This is a genomic window from Sodalis sp. RH19 (assembly GCF_047324215.1).
Taxonomy (GTDB): domain Bacteria; phylum Pseudomonadota; class Gammaproteobacteria; order Enterobacterales; family Enterobacteriaceae; genus Acerihabitans.
This window is the reverse complement of sequence record NZ_CP178734.1, coordinates 2,940,935-2,961,549: the sequence shown is the minus strand read 5'-3', so window position 1 is coordinate 2,961,549 and position 20,615 is coordinate 2,940,935. Positions and strand designations below refer to the sequence as shown.

General features: G+C 60.5%; 14 protein-coding genes and 1 pseudogene. 8 read left to right on the top strand and 7 right to left on the bottom strand.

Going from position 1 to position 20,615, the window contains the following annotated elements; translation table 11 throughout:
• Positions 1 to 7: 7 nt before the first annotated feature.
• Genes ACL2XF_RS13400 through ACL2XF_RS13390 form a run of 3 tightly spaced genes read right to left on the bottom strand, consistent with a single transcriptional unit; the run spans position 8 to position 4,462 of the window.
• A complete protein-coding gene (locus ACL2XF_RS13400) occupies positions 8 to 1,609 on the bottom strand; it encodes an efflux transporter outer membrane subunit (protein WP_413727024.1) in 1,602 nt (533 codons plus the stop codon).
• 1 nt (position 1,610) lies between these two features.
• The gene (locus ACL2XF_RS13395) at positions 1,611 to 3,179 is read right to left on the bottom strand and encodes a DHA2 family efflux MFS transporter permease subunit (RefSeq protein ID WP_413727023.1); all 1,569 of its coding nucleotides are present in this window, start codon (positions 3,177 to 3,179) and stop codon (positions 1,611 to 1,613) included.
• Entirely contained in the window at positions 3,176 to 4,462 is a 1,287-nt protein-coding gene (locus ACL2XF_RS13390; RefSeq protein WP_413727022.1) for an HlyD family secretion protein, read from the bottom strand. The genes ACL2XF_RS13395 and ACL2XF_RS13390 overlap by 4 nt, the downstream gene beginning before the upstream one ends.
• A 791-nt stretch (positions 4,463 to 5,253) precedes the next feature.
• Between ACL2XF_RS13390 and ACL2XF_RS13385 the strand changes: the two genes are divergently transcribed.
• From ACL2XF_RS13385 to pbpG, 7 genes and pseudogenes are all read left to right on the top strand, one after another.
• Positions 5,254 to 6,405 (top strand): helix-turn-helix domain-containing protein, encoded by a 1,152-nt coding sequence (locus ACL2XF_RS13385; protein ID WP_413727021.1) that lies wholly within the window; start codon positions 5,254 to 5,256, stop codon positions 6,403 to 6,405.
• 307 nt (positions 6,406 to 6,712) lie between these two features.
• Entirely contained in the window at positions 6,713 to 7,222 is a 510-nt protein-coding gene (locus ACL2XF_RS13380) for a spore coat U domain-containing protein (RefSeq protein WP_410015978.1), read from the top strand.
• Between the two features lie 16 nt (positions 7,223 to 7,238).
• On the top strand, positions 7,239 to 7,964 hold the full coding sequence (locus ACL2XF_RS13375) for a molecular chaperone (RefSeq protein ID WP_410015977.1): 726 nt from the start codon (positions 7,239 to 7,241) through the stop codon (positions 7,962 to 7,964).
• Positions 7,937 to 10,315 carry a fimbria/pilus outer membrane usher protein gene (locus ACL2XF_RS13370; protein ID WP_413727020.1) on the top strand — a complete coding sequence of 793 codons (2,379 nt, stop codon included), beginning with the start codon at positions 7,937 to 7,939 and terminating at the stop codon, positions 10,313 to 10,315. Before ACL2XF_RS13375 ends, ACL2XF_RS13370 begins: the two co-directional genes overlap by 28 nt.
• A 2-nt stretch (positions 10,316 to 10,317) precedes the next feature.
• Positions 10,318 to 10,785: a spore coat protein U domain-containing protein gene (locus ACL2XF_RS13365; RefSeq protein WP_410015975.1), complete on the top strand. Its 468-nt coding sequence runs from the start codon at positions 10,318 to 10,320 to the stop codon at positions 10,783 to 10,785.
• A gap of 71 nt (positions 10,786 to 10,856) precedes the next feature.
• Complete coding sequence (locus ACL2XF_RS13360; RefSeq protein ID WP_410015974.1) at positions 10,857 to 12,056, top strand: multidrug effflux MFS transporter; 1,200 nt, start codon at positions 10,857 to 10,859, stop codon at positions 12,054 to 12,056.
• Positions 12,057 to 12,446: 390 nt separating this feature from the next.
• A pseudogene (pbpG, locus tag ACL2XF_RS13355) lies at positions 12,447 to 13,259 on the top strand (D-alanyl-D-alanine endopeptidase); the annotation flags it as partial.
• A gap of 371 nt (positions 13,260 to 13,630) precedes the next feature.
• Here pbpG and ACL2XF_RS13350 read toward each other — a convergent pair.
• From ACL2XF_RS13350 to dld, 4 genes are all read right to left on the bottom strand, one after another.
• On the bottom strand, positions 13,631 to 14,320 hold the full coding sequence (locus tag ACL2XF_RS13350; protein WP_413727019.1) for a glutathione S-transferase family protein: 690 nt from the start codon (positions 14,318 to 14,320) through the stop codon (positions 13,631 to 13,633).
• A 76-nt stretch (positions 14,321 to 14,396) separates the two neighbouring features.
• The gene (locus tag ACL2XF_RS13345) at positions 14,397 to 14,873 is read right to left on the bottom strand and encodes a GNAT family N-acetyltransferase (protein ID WP_413722351.1); all 477 of its coding nucleotides are present in this window, start codon (positions 14,871 to 14,873) and stop codon (positions 14,397 to 14,399) included.
• Positions 14,873 to 15,859, bottom strand: coding sequence for a Gfo/Idh/MocA family protein (locus tag ACL2XF_RS13340; RefSeq protein WP_410015971.1), 987 nt, complete (start codon positions 15,857 to 15,859; stop codon positions 14,873 to 14,875). The genes ACL2XF_RS13345 and ACL2XF_RS13340 overlap by 1 nt, the downstream gene beginning before the upstream one ends.
• A 236-nt stretch (positions 15,860 to 16,095) precedes the next feature.
• Positions 16,096 to 17,829: a D-lactate dehydrogenase gene (gene dld, locus ACL2XF_RS13335; RefSeq protein WP_413727018.1), complete on the bottom strand. Its 1,734-nt coding sequence runs from the start codon at positions 17,827 to 17,829 to the stop codon at positions 16,096 to 16,098.
• A 361-nt stretch (positions 17,830 to 18,190) separates the two neighbouring features.
• Here dld and bglX point away from each other — a divergent pair, with 361 nt between their 5' ends.
• Complete coding sequence (gene bglX, locus ACL2XF_RS13330) at positions 18,191 to 20,482, top strand: beta-glucosidase BglX (RefSeq protein ID WP_413727017.1); 2,292 nt, start codon at positions 18,191 to 18,193, stop codon at positions 20,480 to 20,482.
• The last annotated feature ends 133 nt before the right edge of the window (positions 20,483 to 20,615 follow it).

The following is a 20,615-nucleotide window of genomic DNA, read 5'->3' as shown; positions in this document are numbered from 1 at the left end:
CTTGCGCCTAAGATTGTGGCGATTTATTAGTCAATTGCACCGGCGCGTTTCCCGACTCCGCCGGACCAAAAACCGGGTAGTCGGGCAGCGTCATATTCTGATACGGCTCCCAGCCGCCGCCGAGCGCTTTATATAACGCCACCAGATCTGTGCCGGTCTGCACCCGCGCGCTGGCCGCCTGCTGCCGGGCCTGCGCCAGCTGCCGCTGGGCGTCCAGCACGTTGATAAAAGTGCTGATGCCCTGGCGATAGCTGGCGCTGGCGAGATCGAAGGCATTCTGCAACGAGGCGGCAGTTTGCTCCAGCCCCTCGACCCGCTGCCGATCGGTGCGGTAGCTGACCAGGGCATTTTCCACATCCTGCAGGGCGGTCAACACTGCCTGGCGATAGGCAAGCGCTTCATTGGCCTGCTGTACGCGCGACAGTTTCACGCTGGCCACCAGCCGGCCGCCCTGGAATATCGGCAGGGAAACCTGGGGACCAAAGCTGTAAAAATGGCTGCTCCAGTGGGTGAGGTAGTCCGCATCGGTATTGCGCATCCCGAACTGCCCGGTCAATGACAGATCGGGAAACAACTGCGCCACCGAAACCCCGATATTGGCGGTGGCCGCATGCAGGTTGGCTTCCGCCTGGCGGATATCCGGCCGCCGACGCGCCAGCGTCGATGGCACGCCCACCGGCACCGCCGCGGGAACCGCAGGCAGGGGTTTGACGGGCGCCAGCTCGTGATCCAGGGTGCCGGGAGGCTGGCCCAGCAGCACCGCCAGGCCGTTCATGGCCTGGCGCTGCTGCGCTTCATACTGGGGCAGTTGCGCCCGCAGCGAACCAAGCTGGGCGTTGGCGTTTTCCACGTCATACTGCGGGGCCAGGCCGTGCTGCTGCTGGCTGCGCGTCAGTTCCGCCGATTGCTGGGCCACCGCAATTTGTGTTTCCAGGGTAGCGGCCACGCTCTGCGCGCCGCGCAACTGCAGGTAAGTCCGCGCCACCTCCGCCTCCAGCGAGACCAGCGCGTCGTTGCGTCCCTCGACCGCGGCCTGGGTTTGGGCGTTCGCCGCCTCCACCGAGCGACGTACCCGGCCCCACAGATCAATTTCCCAGCTGGCGTCGAAACTGCCCTGGTAAAGATTGACCGGCTTGAACAGGCTATCCAGCCCTGAGGCAATCTCCGGGCTGGTATTTTCATCGCTGAGGTTGACGCCGGAGGATTCAAGTTCACCCTTCAGGCCCAGCTGCTGCCGGGTAGCCTTGGCGCTGGCGTTTACCGCGGGCAAACCGGCCGCCCCCGCCTGCACGCTTTGTTCACGCGCGCCGGCGATGCGCAGCACCGCCTGTTGCAGCGAAAGGTTGCCGGCGATGGCGCGCGCGATCAGGCTGTCGAGCTGCGGATCGTTGAAACTGCGCCACCAGGACGGGTCCGGCTGCGACGCCAGCGTGACCGCGGCGCCGGATTTATCGCCGGCCGGCGCAAAGGCGGCGGGGGTGACGGGATGGGGCGGCTGATAGTCCGGTCCTACCGCGCAGGCGGCCAGGACGAACGGCGCCACGCCGAGGCTGAAACGCCCTATCAATGAGCGATGCCGCCGCCGGGCGGCCAGGAAACAAACCGGCATATCAATGTGCTCCCGCATTGCCTTCGCTCTTGACGGGCGAAAGCAACAGACAAAAAGGTATAAGGATAAACGCCACCACCGCGCACAGGGAAAAGACGTCGATATACGCCAGGATCCGTGATTGGGATATCATCTGCTGATACATCTGGCCGGTCGCCAGCTGCATCGGATCGCCTATCTGGTGGGAAAAATCGCGGATTGCCGCCGCGGTGCGGTTCAGCGTCTGTTGAAGCTGTTCGTTAAGCGGCGACATATTATGCACCATGGCGGCGCTATGGGCCTGGGATCGCTCGGTGATGGCCGCGGTGGACAGCGAAATGCCCACCGACCCCGCCACGTTGCGGAACATGGTAAACAGCGCCGAGGCGTCTGCATTCAGCCGCGGCGCCAGCGTGACGAAGGCGACGGTGGTCAACGGCACAAACAGGAAACCCAGCCCGATGGACTGCGCGCTGCGCATCATCACCAGGGTATTGAAGTCTACGTTGGGCACCAGATGGCGCGAATAGATAAACGACAGCGCCAGCAGCAGGAAGCCAAAGGCCACCAGCCAGCGGGTTTGCACGATCGGCATCAGCTTTAATACCAGCGGGATCGACAGGACAATCAGAATAGCCCCCGGCGACAGCACCAGCCCGGACAGGGTGGCGGTATAACCCAGTTCCTGTTGCGCCAGTTGCGGCATCACCACCGAGCTGCCGTAGAGGATCATGGCCATGCCGGCCATCAGCAGGCAGGCCACGGCGAAATTACGATCCTTCAGGCAGCGCAAATCCACCACCGGCTTTTTGGCATACAACAGCCAATAGACGGCGCCGACGATGCCGATGACGGTAAGCAGCGCGAACAGCCGGATAAAACCGGAGGTGAACCAGTCGTCGTCCTCGCCGCGGTCCAGCATTACCTGCAGGCAGCCCAGGCCCAATGCAATCAGGCCGATGCCGGTAAAGTCGATGCTGAGTTTTTTACCTTTCACCTTACGCTCCCAGGGGGGATCCTCCAGCAACTGGTAAATGGCCAGCAGGGTCAGCACGCCCACCGGGATATTGATCAGGAACACCCAACGCCAGCTGTAGTTATCGGTGATCCAGCCGCCGAGCGTCGGACCGACCACCGGCGCCACGATGATGGCGATAGACGACAGGCCGAACGCCTTGCCGCGATCTTCCGGCTTGAAATAATCCAGCAGTACCGATTGCTGGATCGGCTGCAGCCCGCCGCCGAAAAATCCCTGCAATACGCGAAACAGGATCATTTGCCACAGCTCGGTGGCGATACCGCACAGAAACGAGCACAGGGTAAACATGGCAATGCACAACAGGAAATACTGTTTACGGCCGAACACCCGGCTGAGGAACGCCGAAATAGGCAATACGATGCCGTTGGCCACCAGATAGGAGGTCAGCACCCAGGTGGATTCATCGTAACTGGACGACAGCGTGCCGGCGACGTGGGGCAGGGCCACGTTGACAATGGTGGTGTCGAGGATTTCCATAAACACCGCCAGCGTCACCACCATCGCCACCAGCCAGGGATTGCTGGCCGGCTGCCAGTTGCGTTCACCGCTCATTCCAGCAATACCTTCGGCGCCACCGACAGGCCCAGGGGCAGGGGGGTATTGGCGTCCAGTCCGCTGTCGATAACGATTTTCACCGGCACGCGCTGAACGATCTTGACGAAGTTGCCGGTGGCGTTTTCCGCCGGGAACGCCGAGAAGCGGGAGCCGGTGCCCTGCTGCACGCTGTCCACATGGCCCTGCAGCTTCATATCGGGAAAGGCGTCGACGGTAATCTCCACCTTATTGCCGGGGCGCATGCGTTCGAGCTGCGACTCTTTGAAGTTCGCCATTACCCAAATGTCGGGCGAGACCACTGAAAACAAGGCGCTGCCCGCCTGCACCAGCATGCCGGGCTGGACATTACGCCGGGTCACATAGCCGTCGAACGGCGCGCGGACATCGGTATAGGAAAGGTTTAGATCGGCGGTTTCCAACTGGGCCTTCGCCTGGCGTACCTGCTGCTGCCGGGCTTCAACCGTGGCCTCGGCCTGGTTGATCTGCAGGGCGACCTGCGCGGCCACCTCCACCTGGGCGCGGGCGCTGGCGGCATCCGCGCGCGCGGCGCGCACCTGGGCGCTGGCGGTATCGATATTTTGCTGGGTGGTGGCGCGGGGATCCACGCCCCGCTGGCGGCGGAATTCCGCTTCGGCATTTTGCAGATTGGCGTCGGCCCGCGCCTGTTGGGCCTGGGCCTGGGCCAGTTGCGCCGGGTACTGCACCCTGGACAGCGCCAATTGCGCCTCGGCCTGGTGAAGCTGCGCCTCGGCCAGCCCCAACTGGGCCAGGGCCTGATCGTGCTGGGCACGATAATCCCGCGCATCGATTTGCAGCAGCAGGTCGCCTTTATGCACCCGCTGGTTATCCCTGACCGCCAGGTTAACCACGTAACCGCCGACTTTCGGCGCCACGGTCACCGCGTCGCTTTCGGTAAACGCATCATCGGTGGTTTCCTGGTTGCGGGTCGTCAGCCAAAAATAGAGGCCGACCACAATCAGGATCAGCACCACCACCCCAAGGATAATCAACGGTTTTTTCCCCGGGCGCTTGCGCTGCGTTTCTTGCGCGCCGTCGCCGTCATCCCCGTTTGCATCGTTGTCGCCGCCGGCGCTATCCCGTCCCGTGTCGTTATTCCTGCGGGTGTTCGGGTCGGCCCGATCCTGACTTTTTGGCGGCAGGTCGCCGCTGTCTTGTGATTGCCGGCCCGCCTGGCCGGCGTTTCCCTGTTGGTCATCGCCTTGGCCGGCGGCGCGCCTGGGCAATGCGTTATTGGATTCGCTATTGTTATTGCTGTCCATAGGCCTCATCAAAATATCGGCAGCGGAGTGCTGCGCCGGTGTTAAACAAGGGGTTAAGGGGGTAGTGAAACGAATTATAGCAAAGGGAAAAAAAGTCGCGGTTTTCCTGTGCTTGCCGTGGGGGCGTCAACAGGTGATTTATAACCTTATAAAAAACAATTAATTATCCTATTTGGTTTAAAAAGAAAGCCCGCGCGCGGGCAAAAAATGGGAAAAGCGTTAAAATTTATGTCAGGGCGTCAGGGTGCCGCTGGCGAAGAGCTATATGCCGGCCATGACGCGCTGCGATTCTCATGTCGCCGCCGTGGCAAAGGCAGGCGTAAACCGGGGTGTTTTAGGATTTTACTCATCCTGAAAATAAACACGATTAAAAAATATCATTTCTACGACGTTTAGAGTCAATAATGCTTTTCTGGTCTGTTTTATATCATAAATTAATTGCATTCAGAGCCTGAACGGCACATATTAATTTCCGGATTTAAGCCAAATAACCCTGCGTCAGTGCGCCATATAAACGCGGGTTGGCGATGGTTTTATTTTTTTTCTGGCGGCTGTTTTATCCTGAAACGGCGCTGTGCTTTACTTTTATGGCATTAATAAAAGCGCCCAGTCAATCTTTTAAGCTGATTTAAACAGGGTTTGTTACGCTATTTTTTCTGCCATGCTTCCGGGTAACAAGGATTATTTACGTTAACAGGAAGTTCACCGTCCGGGTATTGACGAACTGCTCCGTCTGTCAATTGTTACCGTGGCAAACCGTTAATGACACCCCCTGCGGGATACCGTTAATCATGACCAAGACCGCCATGCCCGCTATTGCCGCCGCCTTCCCCCTGCGTGATGATGACCCCGCGGGCGCGTTGCTGGCCCTGCCCGGCCGCAGCCGGGTGCGCCGGGTGATTATCCTCACCTATCCCGGCTGCTTTCTCGGCGAAATGGTCAAGCTGCTGGAAATGCTGGCGGGCTTAAACGATTTTGCCGTACGGCACGGCGGACAAAAAATACACTTCGTTACGCAGATCTACTCGGCGGTGGGCGGACGTATATCTTCGCCGGCCAGCCGGGTAATCCACGCGGAAACGCTGACGGTGCGCGGGCCGGTTCCGCTCAGCCCCGATCTGCTGATCATCGCCCACGGTACCCGGGCGGCCGCGGCCGCGCCCAATGAATTGTTATCCCGCTGGCTGCAGGCGGCTTGTCCCGGCGCCGGACAGATCGTCGCGCTTGGATCCGGCGTGCTGCGCCTGGCGGCGGCCGGGCTGCTGGACCATCGCCAGGCGACCACCCATTCCGCGCTGGCGCCGTATCTTGCCGAGCATTATCCGCTGGTCAATGTCAATATGCCGGCGGCGCTGCAAATTGACGGCAATATCCTGACCACCAGCGAACATATCAATTTGCGTGAACTGGCGTTGCTGCTGCTGAAAGGGCCGTTGCCGTTGGCTCGTCCCACCCAGGACGGCGAACGAATGCTGCGGCTCGGCGATAATACCCCGGTCACGGCGCAGATATTCACCCGTCATGACACGATAGCCCATCGGGTGACGCTCTGGTGGCTGAAGCATATTGACGAGGATTTAAGCATGGAGCGATCGGCGCGGTTCATGACCATGAGCGAGCGCAGTTTTCGCCGCCATTTCACGCTCGAGGTGGGCTATTCGCCGTATCTTTTTTTGCTGCTGCTCCGGTTGGAATTAGCGCGTCAGGCACTGCTCGACAGCGCTTTGCCCATCGACAAGATCGCCCGGCGCGGCGGATTGCACGATGGCCAGCAACTGGCGCGCATGTTCCGCAAGTTTTTTAACGTCAGCCCGCACCAATACCGCACGCAGCCCGGCACGCTTACGCCCACGCTTGATTACCCCTTGTATGCGGCCCTGTTTGACGGCCGCGCCATTCCCTCCTGGCTGCGGGAATTACAGGAAAACGCCGTTGTTGAGTAACCGCATTGGTTAATACCGGCAAAATCAAAATATAAACTGTAATTCATTCTATATAAGCTAGCGTAAAATAATGGTCAATCCAGCCGCTATTATTCCCATTCGGCCATTATCCCGCGCAATGGTTAATATTTTCCGCAGACAAAATGATTATTAATGGTTTTGGCCGTTAAAGCAGGTGTTCCGTCCGGATTTGCGATGGTTAACATTACCGCGCCTTCTTTTTAACGGTTAAAATAACCGCGAGAAATGGCCGGTTTAACGCGCCAAATCCATTCATATCGCATATCGCTTCTTTCAAGGAAATATCATGTCCAGCCAACGTCTTTTTAAAGTCGGTGCTTTGTCTCTGTTGTGCCTCGGCGCCACCGTGGCTTCTTCCGCTTTCGCGGCCGGTACGGCCACCACCAATATCGCGGTTACCGCCGAGGTGCAGTCAGCCTGTACTATCGCCACTACCGCCATGGCATTCCCGGCCTATACCGGTACCGACGCGGTAGATACCACCGCCACCTTATCGCTGACCTGTTCTAACGCGGCGCCGTATACGGTTGCGCTGGGCGCGGGCACCGGCACCGACGCCACCACCGCGGTGCGCGTCATGACCGGTTCAGTGGCCGGCTCGACGCTGAACTACGGCTTATACCAGAATATCGAACATACCACCAACTGGGGTGAAGCCACCGGCGACGATACCGTCGCGGGCGTCGGCACCGGCGGTGAGCAGAATATTACCGTGTACGGTGAAATCGCCGCCAACCAGCTCACCTCGGCGGTCGGTGACTATACCGATACCGTCGCCGTAACCGTTACCTATTAATACAAGATCAGCCACTATGCCCCGTAACAATCATTTTATCCGGGCGCTTATGCTGGCAAGCCTGTGGGCCATCGTGCCCCAGGTTTCTGCGCAGGCATTGGCTATCGTTCCCATCCGTCAGGATCTGTCGTCCGCGCACCGATCCGCCAGTTTTACCCTGACCAATAATGCCGATACCCCAAGCGTTATCCAGATCCGGGGATACAGCTGGGTGCAAAAGGGTAATAACGACAGCTTCGTCAGCACCAACAAACTGTCGGTAAGCCCGCCGTTCGCCACTATTCCCGCCGGAAAATCACAAACCGTCAGGCTGCTGCTGCGCGAGCCGGCAAGCAAAGGCGAGGAATCCTATCGTATTATTTTTGATCAGATCCCCGATCGCGCCAACGCGAAAGTGCAACTGGCGATACGCTTTACCGTGCCGGTATTTTCCCTGAGCGCGGAGCCGGCGGCGGCGGATGTGCAGTGGCGGATTGAGCGCCAGGGCGACGGCATGATGCTGGTGGCGAATAACCTGGGCCTTAAACACAGTATGCTCTATAACGTGAGCGCCACCACCGTCGGCGGCGAACGCTTGAAACTGACCGGCCCCGGCATGCCCTATATCCTGGCGGGCAATCAACAGCACTGGCTTATCAGCGATCCCAAACATGTCTTGACCACCGGGACCCGGATACATGTGCAAAACCCCGGTCCCCAGGATAAATCGGATCAATGGGTCAATGTCGGCCCGACGCATTGACAGCCGCCGGGCGGCGTCGCCAGCCAGGCCGCATGCTGGCCCTGGCGCTGCTATGGCCGATACTGGCGTGGGGCGCTGAAACGGCGCCCGCGGCAGATGCCGGCCAAAGCCTGTTGCTCAATGTCGTGGTTAACGGACGCATCCACGATAATATCCAGGAAGTCGCCGGCAAGCCGGGCGCCCTGCTGCTGACCCGCGCGCAGATTACCGCCTCCGGGCTGAAACTCACCGGCGCCTATACCGACACCGGCGGCGGCCTGATTGCGCTAAACAGCATCCAGGGCTGGACCTGGCGGCTGGATGAAAACGCCCAGATGCTGTTTTTACAGGTGCCGTCCGGCGACCAGATTGCCCAGCAGTTTTCGTCGGATAGCCTTTCCCCGGACGACAGCGCGCCCCACAGCGATCGGGGCGCGGTGCTGAACTACGACGGGCAGGTGACCGAGTATCATGGCGAAGAGAGCCATAGCCTGCTGGGCGATCTGCGGCTGTTCGGCGATAGCGGCGTGCTGGCCAACAGCGCCATTCAAACCCATAGTCCTTATCTCGACCGCACGGTTCGGCTGGAAAGCACCTACAGCTATTCCGATGTCGCCACCCTGCGTACCTGGAACGCCGGCGATTATATCAGCGGCGGCCTGGACTGGACCCGTCCCGTGCGCATGGGCGGCATGCAGATGACCACCAATTTCGGCCTGCGCCCCGATCTCGTGACGTTCCCCCGTCCGGGCATCAGCGGCGAGGTGGCGGTCCCGTCGTCGGTGGATATCTACGTCAACGGCCTGCATCAGATGACCCGCCAGGTGGATGCCGGGCCGTTTGACATCACCTCGCTGCCGGTAACCACCGGCGGCGGCGACGTCTCCATGGTGGTGAAGGACGCCAACGGCCGGCAGACCACGCAAACCCTGCCTTTTTACGCCAGCAACGCGATGCTGAGACAGGGACTGGAGTCCTTGTCGGTGGAAGCCGGCACGGTGCGGCGTGAGTATGCCAGCCGGTCCGCCGATTATACCGGCGGCGCGGCCTCGGTGAGCTACCGGCGGGGCGTATGGCCGGCGGTGACGCTGGAGACCCATCTGGAAGCCACGCAAAAACTGGTGATGGGCGGCGGCGGCGCCAATTTGCTGATCGGCGATGCGGGGGTATTGTCCGGTTCCCTGGCCGCCAGTCGTTATGGCGAAAAACAGGGGCAGCAGTACGGCATCGGTTTTTCCCATATGATGCACAGCTTCAGCTACGGCTTTAGCGCGCTCAGGGCGAATGCCGGCTTTTATGATATCGCCGCGGCCTATGGCGACAATACCGCCGGCACCACCCTGCGCGCCAGCCTTGGTTTCCCGGTCTATCCCGGCAACGGTTCGTTCGGCCTGGTCTATGCGCGCAAATTAGTTAATTACTACAACAGTTATAATTATGAGTCCCAACGGATAAGCACCTCGACCCTCTCGGCCACGTATTCGGCCCCGCTGCCGGTGTTGGCGGCGTTTGGCTATATCACGCTATTACATGATTTTGATTACGATAAGGGCAATAGCCTGTTTGCCGGCATCTCCATCCCTTTCGGCGCGCGGGCGAATATCAGTACCAGCGTAAGCGTCGGCCAGGGCGACAGCACGCAAACCTTGCAGGCGCAGCAATCAGCGGTACGGCACGGCGATATTGGCTGGAACCTGGCTGAGCAGCACGGCGCGGTGTCGCGGCAAAATGCCGGGCTGGAATATAAAGCCGACTGGGGGCTTATCGGCGCCGACGCCGAGCAGGGCAATGACGGCCACGCGGTCCGGGCTTCCGCCCGCGGCTCCCTGGCGGCCATCGGCGGTCATGTTTTTGCCGCCAATACCATTCAGGACAGCTTCGCGCTGGTGGATACCGACGGCTTACCCGGCATAACCGTCCTGCAGGAAAACCGCCCGGTGGGCAAGACCGACGGCCATGGACTGATGTTTATCGAGGATATCCGCGCCTACGAAAGCAACCGCCTGTCCGTCGACCCCAATGATGTGCCGATGGATGTCGCCCTCACCAATGACGTGCTGATGGTCAGGCCGGGCGATCGCGCCGGCGTGATCGCCCGCTTTCCCATCCGCCGCAGCCGCGGCGCCACCCTGCTGCTGGTGGACACGCAGCGGCATCCCCTGCCGCTCGGCAGCGTGGCGACCCTGGTGGACAGCGGCGCCCAGGCCATGGTCGGCTACGACGGCCAGACGTTTTTCGAGAATCTGGCGGAACACAACCGGCTTAAGGTCGAAACGTCGGGCAGGCCCGATTGTACCCTGAGCTTCGATTATCATCCCCAGGCCAATGTGCTGCCGCAAATCGGCCCCCTGACCTGTAATACGGGAGCCTGAATATGTTTTTAACACGCGTAAGGGGTGCCTGGTTCGTTATGCTTTGCGCCCTGTTTTCCGGTCCGGCGCTGGCCTACGATTGTTCCATCGCCGCCACGCCGCTGAGTTTCGGCGCGCTGGCGGGGGTCGACGGCGCCACGCGGCAGACCACCGCCACCCTGACCGTGGTCTGCCGCACCGGCGCGGCGGCGGCCAACGTCAGTTACCGGATTTTGCTTGACGGGCCGGCGGGGGAGGGGCAACGGCAAATGTCGGCCGGCGGTCATAACGCCGGTTATCAGCTCTATACCTCCGATAATTACCAGCAGGTGTGGGGAAACGGCGGCGGCGGGGCCATTACCGACGGCTACAGCCTGGCGGCCAACGCCACGGTAACCCGTACCTACACCGTTTACGCCAGGATGAGGGCCGGCCGCGACGATCGGCCGGGAAGCTATATCGCCACTACCCTTGTGCAACTGCTATATTAAACGCCAGGGGCGGCACGGTGTCGCCCGCGCCGGGCCAAGGTTGTCCGGCGGGAAAAAGGATATCCGCGTTCATGGCTTTCGCACAACGACAGCTTGGTTATGCCCTGGTGCTGGGCTCGCTGGCCGCGCTCGGCCCCTTATGTACCGATTTTTACCTGCCCGCCCTGCCGCAACTGGCAGGCTCGCTTGCCACTAATACCGCCTCCGCGCAGCTGAGCCTCACCGCCGGCCTGCTGGGCCTGGGGGCCGGGCAGCTTATTTTCGGCCCGCTCAGCGATAAGCTGGGGCGCATGAGACCGCTGCTGTTTTCCCTGCTAATACTGCTGCTGGCCTCCATCGCCTGCGCGCTGGCGCAAAATATAGGCCAGCTGCTGGCCGCCCGGCTGGTACAGGGGCTGGCCGGCGCGGGCGGCGCGGTACTGTCGCGCGCGGTGGCGCGGGATTTGTACAGCGGCATTGCGCTGACCCGGTTTTTTGCCCTGCTGATGCTGGTTAACGGGCTGGCGCCCATCGGCGCTCCGGTTCTGGGCGGCGCGCTGCTGGCCTGGCTGGACTGGCGCGGATTGTTTATCGTGCTGGCGGTGATGGCGTCGGCGCTGCTGGCGCTCAGCGCCTGGCGGCTGGAAGAAACCCTGCCCGCAGCCAGGCGCAGCCAGGCGCCGCTGCTCAGCGTTTTCGGCGGCCTGGGTCGCCTGCTGCGACAGCGGCAGTTTATGGGGCTGTGCCTGACGCAGGGGTTCAGCATGGCGGGCATGTTCGCCTATATCGGCGCCTCGCCCTTTGTCTTGCAGCAGCTCTATGGCCTGAGCCCGCAGGACTTCAGCTTTTGTTTTGCCGTCAACGGCCTGGGTCTGATTGCCGCCTCGCAGATCGCCGCGCGCACCAGCGCCAGGATCGGCGAATACCGGGTGCTGACCTGGGGGCTGGGCGTGGCGGGGACGGCCTCCACCGCTTTACTCTTGTGCGGCCTGTTCGGTTTGCCGCTGTCCTTTATCCTGGCGGCCCTGTTTTTTTCGGTTATGATCAACGGCCTGATCGGAACGCTGGCCTCCTCACTGGCGATGCAAACCCAGGGCCAGAATGCCGGCAGCGCCTCCGCCATGATTGGCGTGGCGATGTTCGCCCTCGGGGCGGTAAGCGTCCCCATTACCGGCATCGGCGGCACGTCGGCGGTGACCATGGGGATAACCATCTGGGGCTGCCATATCATTGCCGGCGCGCTTTTCCTGCTACTGGTCAATAGAAAAGCCCCGCGTCCGCGGCCCGAATAAACATATTGCCTGTAAAAGGTAATTAACTCCGTTTACCGGAAAAAAGCCGGGCAATTGCCGCTATTCCCCGCCGATCGCCCGCTAAGCAAAATTGGCGGGCGATATCGCTGAATATTGCCTGTTTGTTATTCATTAATAGGTCATTAATTGATTAATTATGGTGAAATAATATCTTCTGCGATGTTGCGCAATGCTGAAAGTTGTCAATCAAGGCGCCGCCTTTTTTGGTGACAAAAAAATACAGGCGTTAAGCGATTTTCGTTTGGGGAGAATCGGATATACTATGTCGTCATCAACTGCGGTCCCGCAGTATCTTTCAGGTAATGGCTAATGTTATCTTTTTTTCGTGTCGCTTGTTTTGGCGTGTCTCTTTTAACGCTTACAAATGTGATGATTAACGATGCACAGGCCGCCGTCGACGCACAGGCGGCGCCCCTGGTTTCGCCGCTGGTAATTGCCTCCGGCAGCGCGATTGTTTTTGATATGACGGATAATCACCTGCTTTATTCTTCCAATGCGGATAAAGTGGTGCCTATTGCCTCGCTGTCGAAGCTGATGACCGCCATTGTGGTATTGGACGCGCAGCAGCCCATGGATGAAATAATTTCCGTGGATATCCATGAAACGCCGGAATTAAGGGGGGTGTTTTCAAGGGTGCGCGTAGGCAGCGAAATTAGCCGGCGCAATATGCTGCTGCTGGCGCTGATGTCTTCGGAAAATCGGGCCGCCGCCAGCCTGGCGCATCATTATCCCGGCGGTTATTCGGCGTTTATCGCCGCGATGAATGCCAAGGCGCGCTCATTGGGCATGATGAATACCCATTATGTCGAGCCTACCGGTTTGTCATTCAATAACGTGTCGACGGCGCGCGATTTGTCAAAATTGCTTATCGCCAGCCAGCAATACCCGATGCTTACCGAACTCAGCACGACGCACGAGACCATGGCGACGTTCAGCAATCCGTCCTATACCCTGCCGTTTCGCAATACCAATCATCTCGTTTATCGTCCGGACTGGACCATACAGTTAACCAAAACCGGCTTTACCAATCCGGCGGGGCATTGCCTGGTGATGCGCACCGTGATCAATCATCGCCCGGTGGGACTGGTGGTATTGGACGCCTTCGGTAAATATACCCATTTTGCCGATGCCAGCCGCATCCGCAATTGGCTGGAAACCGGCCAGGCCACGGCGCTGCCGTCGCAGGTCTATCCGAAAGCTCCGGCGCTGCGCTCCACCCGCTCGGCCTATAAACCCGCGGCCCATCGCGCCCTGGCCAATAATAAACAGCCAGGCGATAAAGCGCTGAAACGCCATGCGACGGGGCAAACGGCGAAAAAGGCCGGCAACGCCAACGCTCTCCAGACGGTTGCCGCCCACAAGGCCAGGCGCGGACAAACGGCCGCCGCCGGTAAAGCCAAACCCGGCCAGACGGCGTATAAAAAAACCAAAGCCGCCAAGCCCGGCCAGACGGCATTTAAGAAGTCCAAAACCCATCCGTCCGGACAAACGGCGAAAAATGGCGCCGGCGATCGGGACAAACAGGTCGATTAAGGTGCCAACCGCGGCCGGCGCTACTCCGCCCGGCCGCGCAGATCCGCAATAATCTCTCCCTGGTTCGCCGACTCTTCCTCATGCGAGGCCTCGCGCCACTTCTCGGCCAGCGCATCCTGATACCATTGCGCCAGCGCGGGCAGCGCCAGCATGGTGCGGCACCATGCCTGCGCGGCGGCCGACAGCGGCAGGTCGTAGGTCTGCACCCGGAATACCACCGGGGCAAAAAACGCATCCGCGGCGCTAAATTCGCGGCCCGCCAAATACGGCCCGCCGAAACGGGAAAGCCCCTGTTGCCACAACGCGTCCAGGCGCGTCAGATCGGCGCGCAGGGTGTCGGGAATCGCCCGCAAACGCACCCGCACGCCGCAGTTCATCGGGCACAGGCTGCGCAGCGTGCCGAACCCGGCATGCATTTCCGCCGCCGCGCAGCGCGCCCAGGCCCGGGCCTGGCGTTCTTCCGGCCAGATGCCCGCATGGGTATCCGCCAGGTATTCGGCGATGGCCAGCGAGTCCCACACCGCCGTGGCGCCGTCATACAGCACCGGCACCCGTCCGGAGGGCGAAAAATGCGCGAAAAGAGGGTGATTGTCGCCCGACTGGAAAGGATGCAGCGCCTCGTCAAACGGAATATCCAGCGTCTTCATCAAGAGCCAGGGACGCAGCGACCAGGACGAATAATTTTTATTGGCAATATGCAATTGATACACGATGTCACGCTCCGTTGCTGTCGTGGGGTTGGTAAGCCGCTGCCCAATACGCGCATCCCGCCGGCCTGCCGTGCCGCTACCTGGCGGCGGCCCGGCAGGGGGTCAGGGTAATGCGAAAACGCGGCGTTGGCTGACCGGGCAGCAGGCCGGTGTCGACCGTGCCCTCCGCGCGCGCGCCCATGCGCTGGTAAAAGCCGGCGGCAAGGGGATGGCAATCAATGAGCAACCGTTCGGCGCCGGCCCGGTGGGCGGCGTTGATGGACCAGCCGAACAGCATTTTGCCGATGCCGGTATTGGCGTTGTCCGGCGCCACGAACAACCGTTCGAGCAGGGCGATTTCATCCTGGAGCAGCAGCTGGGCGGCGCCAAGCAAGGCATTGCCGGCCTCGGCGACGCAAATCAGCGAGTTTTCCATATCTGCCGGGCGAAAAGTCAGCTTATCGCGGCAGGATTGCCGCAACGCGTCGTCATAGCCCAATAAGGCTGTTGACTGCACGCAGAGCTCGGTGAGTCGGCTCAACTCATCGATACGGGCCGCTCTGAGCCGGAACATCAACGGTTTTCCGTCCGACAGCGGTAAATCCGCAGGATAAGGTCGGTAGCGCGCCGGGCATCTATGCCCGCGGCCAACGGCGTATCGCCCCGCGTAACCGCCCGCTCGAAATCCTCGAGCACCGCTTCGTGGCGGGAGGTGTCGGTCACCGCCGGGTTGCTGGCGCCGTCATCGGGCGCCGGTTCCGCCTGCTCCGCCGGATTGTCGAGGCCGGCGATGTGCCAGGCGCTGATCCGGTCGTTCAGCAGGGTAAAGGTGCCTTTTTCACAGCTGACCTCCAGGCGCGGAGGGTATCCCGGCGGGGCGCAGGTGGAGGCGACGATGGTGCCGATCATGCCGTCGGCATGGCGCAACACCACGGCGCCGTGATCTTCGGCCTCCATCTGGTGCGCGAAGGTGTCCAGCTCTCCCTGCACCCGTTCCGGCATGCCGAAAAACCAGATGTAGTTATCGATATTATGGCTGGCCTGCTGGATAAAGACCCCGCCGCCGTCAACGGCGTAGGTACCGCGGTAGGCCGCGCTGTCGTAATACGCCTGATCGCGCCAGAAGCGGCAGCTCAGGTCGGCGGAATAGATTCGGCCGAACGCCTGCTGCTCAAGCAGGCGTTTAATGGCCCGGTTGTCCGGATTGGTGCGGCGCTGGTAGCTCACGGCCAACACCACCTGGTGCCGCGCGGCAACCCTTATCATATCGTCCATGGCGGCCTGGGTGATATCCAGCGGTTTTTCCACCAGCACATGCTTGCCCAGCTGCGCGGCCTCGATGGCGCTTTGATGATGCAGTGCGTTGGGCGTGGTGACGATAACGGCGTCAAACGGCCGATCGACTTGCGCCAGCGCCGGCCAGCAAGGTAATGCGCCAACGGTAGCGCCCGCCGCTTTGCTGCGGGATATATACCCCACAGCTTCGCTTGCCGGCAATGCGTCCAGCGCCTTGAGATAGGTGCGGCTGATGTTACCTGTACCCACGATGACATATTTCATAACAGAGTCGATGCCTTGTTGAAAAATGAAGAACCGATCGTCCCTGAATATCACGATTGCTGCTGAAGCGCGGCCGGCCTTGCCATCGGGCATCGGACGGCGCCGCATAACGGATTGTCAACGCCTGTATAGACCGATCATGACTTGTAACACTGCCAAGCAGTATTGCAAAGGTCATCGCGCTTGCCAAGCCCCCCGTGAAGGCGGCGCACGCCCGGGGGCGGAAAGCGTCGCCGTCAGGGCTGCTTTTGCTCCGCGCCGGGCTCGCGCCAAAGCTTTAGCCTGGAGGTCTTGCCGATGCCGGGATTAAAGGTATTGGTGGGATCGATCTGCCGGTAGAACGCCGCCAGCTGCGGCTTGGCGTGGTAAAGATGGCCAACGTTGTGTTCGGCCGGATATTCGGCGCCGCGTTGATTAAGCAACGCCAGCATCCGTGCTTTCAACGCATGGCTGTCGACCCCCTTACGCACAATATAATCCTGATGAAAGACGTGGCACATGAAATGACCGTAATAAAGCTTGGCCACCAGTTGCCGGTCAATGTCCGGCGGCAGGGTTTCGAACCACTGGGTTTCATTGCGCGGCAGGGCAATATCCAGCGCCAGGATATCCTCCACCTCATCGCTGTGTACCGCATGATAGCGCACCGCGGCCCCGGCGGCGGCGAAACGGTGCAGGAAAGCCTTGCCGCCCTCGTCGTCGGTGCAGATAAAATAATCCCCCGGCTCCACGGCAAAAAAGTTTTTCAGGTAGGCCTCGGCCTCGTTAATGCCGTCGCCGGACATTTTCAGCAGCAGATGATGCTCATAACGCTCGCGGAACGCCGTCATGCGCGGCGGCAAATGATGCGGCCACAGGCGGCTTGCCAACTGCAGGAAACGATCGCTGAGCTGCGGCGGCAGCCAGGCCTGGGCGTTCAGCGTGGCGTCGATACGGCCTTTTAGCTGGAACAGCCACGGCATCCGGTCGGTGCCGAGCCGGTTAATCATGATAAAGGTGTCTTTGCCGTAGGTGGCGCTGATATCGTAACAATCGCGATGCATATACTCGCCCGCCACCGGCAGGTTGGCGAAGCCGGACAGGACGTCGCGGCGCAGCCGGGCCAGGACCTGCGGGTCGTTGGTGCCGATGTAGAAGACCTGCTGGCGTTCCTCGGCGGGAAACGTATCCAGGCGCACGGCGAACACCGCCACCTTACCGGCGCTGCCCGACGCCTCGAACAGCCGGCGCTGGTCGGCGTTAAATCGCGACGGGGTGGCGGCATCCACCTGGCGCACCCGTTCGGCGTAATCATGATCGGAGCAGGCATGCCCGGCCGGTTGAACGTCCGCCGCCGAATATTGCCGGTTCTCCAGCCGGGTGAGGATCTGCTCCGGCGTGGTGCCTAAATCGATGCCTAAATGGTTGACCAGCCGCAATTGGCCGTCTTCATCTCGCTGCGCGAACAGCGCCATTTCGGTATAGGCCGGGCCGCGCTTGACCAGCGATCCGCCGGAATTATTGCAAATGCCGCCGATGACCGACGCGCCGAGACATGAGGAGCCGATAACCGAATGCGGTTCCCGCTTCAGGGGCTTCAACGCCTTTTCCAGCGTATAAAGCGTACTGCCCGCCAGGGCCACTGCCTGCCGGCCCTCGTCGATCAGCTGTACGCCATCCAGGCGCCGGGTGCTGACCACCACCACCTCGCGATCGTAATCGGAGCCGTTGGGCGTGGAGCCTTCGGTCAGGCCGGTATTGGCCGCCTGCATGATAATCACTTTGTCGGCGGCCACGCAGGCTTCCAGCACCCGCCACAGCGAGAGCAGCGAGTCGGGCAGCACCACCGCCAGGGCCGGGCCGCTGCCGGAGCGGAATCCCTTGCAATAACGCTGGGTCTGGCGGCTATCGGTCAGGACATGACGCTTACCGACGATGGCGGTAAGCTGTTCTAAAAACGCATGCGATAGATAAGGCGAAGTGTGCGGCATAACGATATCCTTTTCTCTGCGAAGCAAACTGATTTTATACCCACGGACGGGATACGGACTCATGTAAACTGGCGCATATGGATAATGAATATACGCCCGGAGCGGCGTCAATGTGAACATAATGAGAAAGGCGCTTTGCCGGCAGCCGGTCCGGCCGCCGCGGCGTCGCCGGACGCATCCCGGGCGCGCGGCCGATTAACGATATTCTTATCCAGAAACAAACGCTTTCAATAATTTAACCTTACCCACTCGCGTTCGTGATGGTCTACACTGAGCACTGCGATGCCTTATGGCATATTAACCAGAATATCCGTAGCGGGCGCCGGGCCCGGTACGCTTTCGCGAGTATGAGAACAACGATATGAAATGGCTGTGTTCACTGAGCCTGCTTGCAGCATTATCGCTTCACCCCGCCCTGGCGGACGATACCCAGCTTCCTTCTCCCGATTTGCCCCGCGACGCTTATGTTAACGCGCTGCTGCAAAAAATGACCCTGCAGGAAAAAATCGGCCAGCTGCGACTTATCAGCGTCGGGCCGGAAAATCCGAAGGAAGCCATCCGGGAGATGATCAAAAACGGCGAGGTGGGCGCTATTTTTAATACGGTGACCCGCCAGGATATCCGCCAGATGCAGGATCAGGCCATGCAATTGCCCCGGCTGAAAATCCCGCTTTTCTTCGCCTATGATATCGTCCACGGCCAGCGCACTATTTTCCCCATCAGCCTGGGGCTCGCCTCCAGCTGGAACCTTGATGCGGTAGCCACCAGCGGACGCATCGCCGCCTATGAGGGCAGCGAAGACGGACTTAACATGACCTGGGCGCCCATGGTGGACGTCACGCGCGATCCGCGCTGGGGCCGGGTCTCCGAAGGGTTGGGCGAAGATACGTTCCTGACCGCGGAAATCGGCCGCACCCTGGTGCAGTCCATCCAGGGTAAGAATCCGGGCGATCGCCACGCGCTGATGACGTCGGTAAAACATTTTGCCCTGTATGGCGCGGTGGAGGGGGGACGTGATTACAATACGGTCGATATGAGCCCGCAACGCATGTTCCAGGATTATATGCCGCCTTATAAAGCGGCCCTTGACGCGGGCAGCGGCGGGGTGATGGTGGCGCTGAATACCGTAAACGGCGTTCCGGCCACCGCCGATGCCTGGCTGTTAAAGGATATTCTGCGCAAGCAATGGCATTTTACCGGCATCACCATCAGCGATCACGGCGCCATCAAGGAATTGATCAAACACGGCGTGGCCAGTTCGCCCATCGAGGCGGTAAAAATTGCGCTTAACGCCGGCATCAACATGAGCATGAGCGACGAATATTTTATCCGCTATCTGCCGCAGCTGGTGAAAAGCGGCGGGGTCAGCGAGCAGGAAATTGACGAAGCGGTACGCCACGTGCTCAATGTCAAATACGATATGGGCCTGTTCCGCGACGCTTACAGCCATTTGGGCCCCGTGGGCAGCGATCCGCAGGACACCAACGCCGAAAGCCGCCTGCACCGCGACGCGGCGCGCCAGGTGGCGCGCCAGTGCCTGGTATTGCTGAAAAACCGCCTGCATACCCTGCCGCTGAAAAAACAGGGCGTTATCGCCGTGGTGGGGCCGTTGGCGGACAGCCAGCGGGATATCATGGGCAGTTGGTCCGCCGCCGGGCGGCCCGAGCAATCCGTCACCCTGTTGCGCGGAATACGCAACGCCGTGGGGGACAAGGCCACCGTGGTGTATGCCCGGGGCGCCAATATTACCGATCATAAGGATATGCTCGCTTACCTGAATTCCTACGATCAGGCGGTGAAGAACGACCCGCGCGCGCCGCAGGCGATGATCGACGAAGCGGTCAAGGCCGCCCGCAAAGCGGATGTTGTCATCGCGGCGGTAGGGGAATCCCAGGGCATGGCCCACGAGGCGTCCAGCCGTACCAATATCACCATTCCAGACAGCCAGCGCGCGCTTATCGACGCGCTTAAGGCCACCGGCAAGCCGCTGGTGCTGGTGCTGATGAACGGCCGGCCGCTGGCGCTGGTGCGTGAGAACCAGCAGGCGGACGCCATGCTGGAAACCTGGTTCAGCGGTACCGAGGGCGGCAACGCCATCGCCGATGTGCTGTTTGGCGATTACAACCCGTCCGGTAAACTGCCGATGTCCTTCCCACGTTCGGTGGGACAGATCCCAACCTATTATAATCACCTGCCCACCGGGCGGCCCTATCTGGCGGACAAACCGGATAAATACACCTCGCATTATTATGACGAGGCCAACGGCCCGCTTTATCCGTTCGGTTTCGGCCTGAGCTACACCACCTTCGACGTATCGGCGCCGGCGCTGTCAAGCACTACGCTTGGGCGCGACGGCAGTATCACCGTCAGCGTCACCCTGACCAATACCGGCCATCGCGACGGCGATACCGTGGCCCAGCTCTACGTACACGACATCGCGGCATCGTTAAGCCGTCCGGTGAAGGAATTAAAAGGCTTCCAGAAAGTGTTCCTCAAGGCCGGGGAAGCAAAAACGGTGACGTTCAGGCTGGATGCCGCCGCGCTGAAATTCTATGATCAGCAGATGCGGTTTGCCGCCGAGCCGGGCGAATTCGAGGTGATGGTGGGGCTGGATTCCGCCCGGGTCAAAACCGCGAGGTTTACCCTGCAGTAATCATCCTAACGTGAGTCTCAAGAGCCTGTCGCTGTGGACATGCTTTTTTGCAAAATATGCCGCTGCGTAACGTTTATTCCCCGCCGTTGCGCAGATTTTTACCATCATTGCCGTTAAAATAGACGTTTGCAGG

Coding starts and splice junctions, on each gene's coding strand:
- ACL2XF_RS13400 (WP_413727024.1), bottom strand. CDS start 1,609: ATGCCGGTTTGTTTCCTGGCCGCCCGGCGGCGGCATCGCTCATTGATA.
- ACL2XF_RS13395 (WP_413727023.1), bottom strand. CDS start 3,179: ATGAGCGGTGAACGCAACTGGCAGCCGGCCAGCAATCCCTGGCTGGTG.
- ACL2XF_RS13390 (WP_413727022.1), bottom strand. CDS start 4,462: ATGGACAGCAATAACAATAGCGAATCCAATAACGCATTGCCCAGGCGC.
- ACL2XF_RS13385 (WP_413727021.1), top strand. CDS start 5,254: ATGACCAAGACCGCCATGCCCGCTATTGCCGCCGCCTTCCCCCTGCGT.
- ACL2XF_RS13380 (WP_410015978.1), top strand. CDS start 6,713: ATGTCCAGCCAACGTCTTTTTAAAGTCGGTGCTTTGTCTCTGTTGTGC.
- ACL2XF_RS13375 (WP_410015977.1), top strand. CDS start 7,239: ATGCCCCGTAACAATCATTTTATCCGGGCGCTTATGCTGGCAAGCCTG.
- ACL2XF_RS13370 (WP_413727020.1), top strand. CDS start 7,937: ATGGGTCAATGTCGGCCCGACGCATTGACAGCCGCCGGGCGGCGTCGC.
- ACL2XF_RS13365 (WP_410015975.1), top strand. CDS start 10,318: ATGTTTTTAACACGCGTAAGGGGTGCCTGGTTCGTTATGCTTTGCGCC.
- ACL2XF_RS13360 (WP_410015974.1), top strand. CDS start 10,857: ATGGCTTTCGCACAACGACAGCTTGGTTATGCCCTGGTGCTGGGCTCG.
- ACL2XF_RS13345 (WP_413722351.1), bottom strand. CDS start 14,873: ATGTTCCGGCTCAGAGCGGCCCGTATCGATGAGTTGAGCCGACTCACC.
- ACL2XF_RS13340 (WP_410015971.1), bottom strand. CDS start 15,859: ATGAAATATGTCATCGTGGGTACAGGTAACATCAGCCGCACCTATCTC.
- dld (WP_413727018.1), bottom strand. CDS start 17,829: ATGCCGCACACTTCGCCTTATCTATCGCATGCGTTTTTAGAACAGCTT.
- bglX (WP_413727017.1), top strand. CDS start 18,191: ATGAAATGGCTGTGTTCACTGAGCCTGCTTGCAGCATTATCGCTTCAC.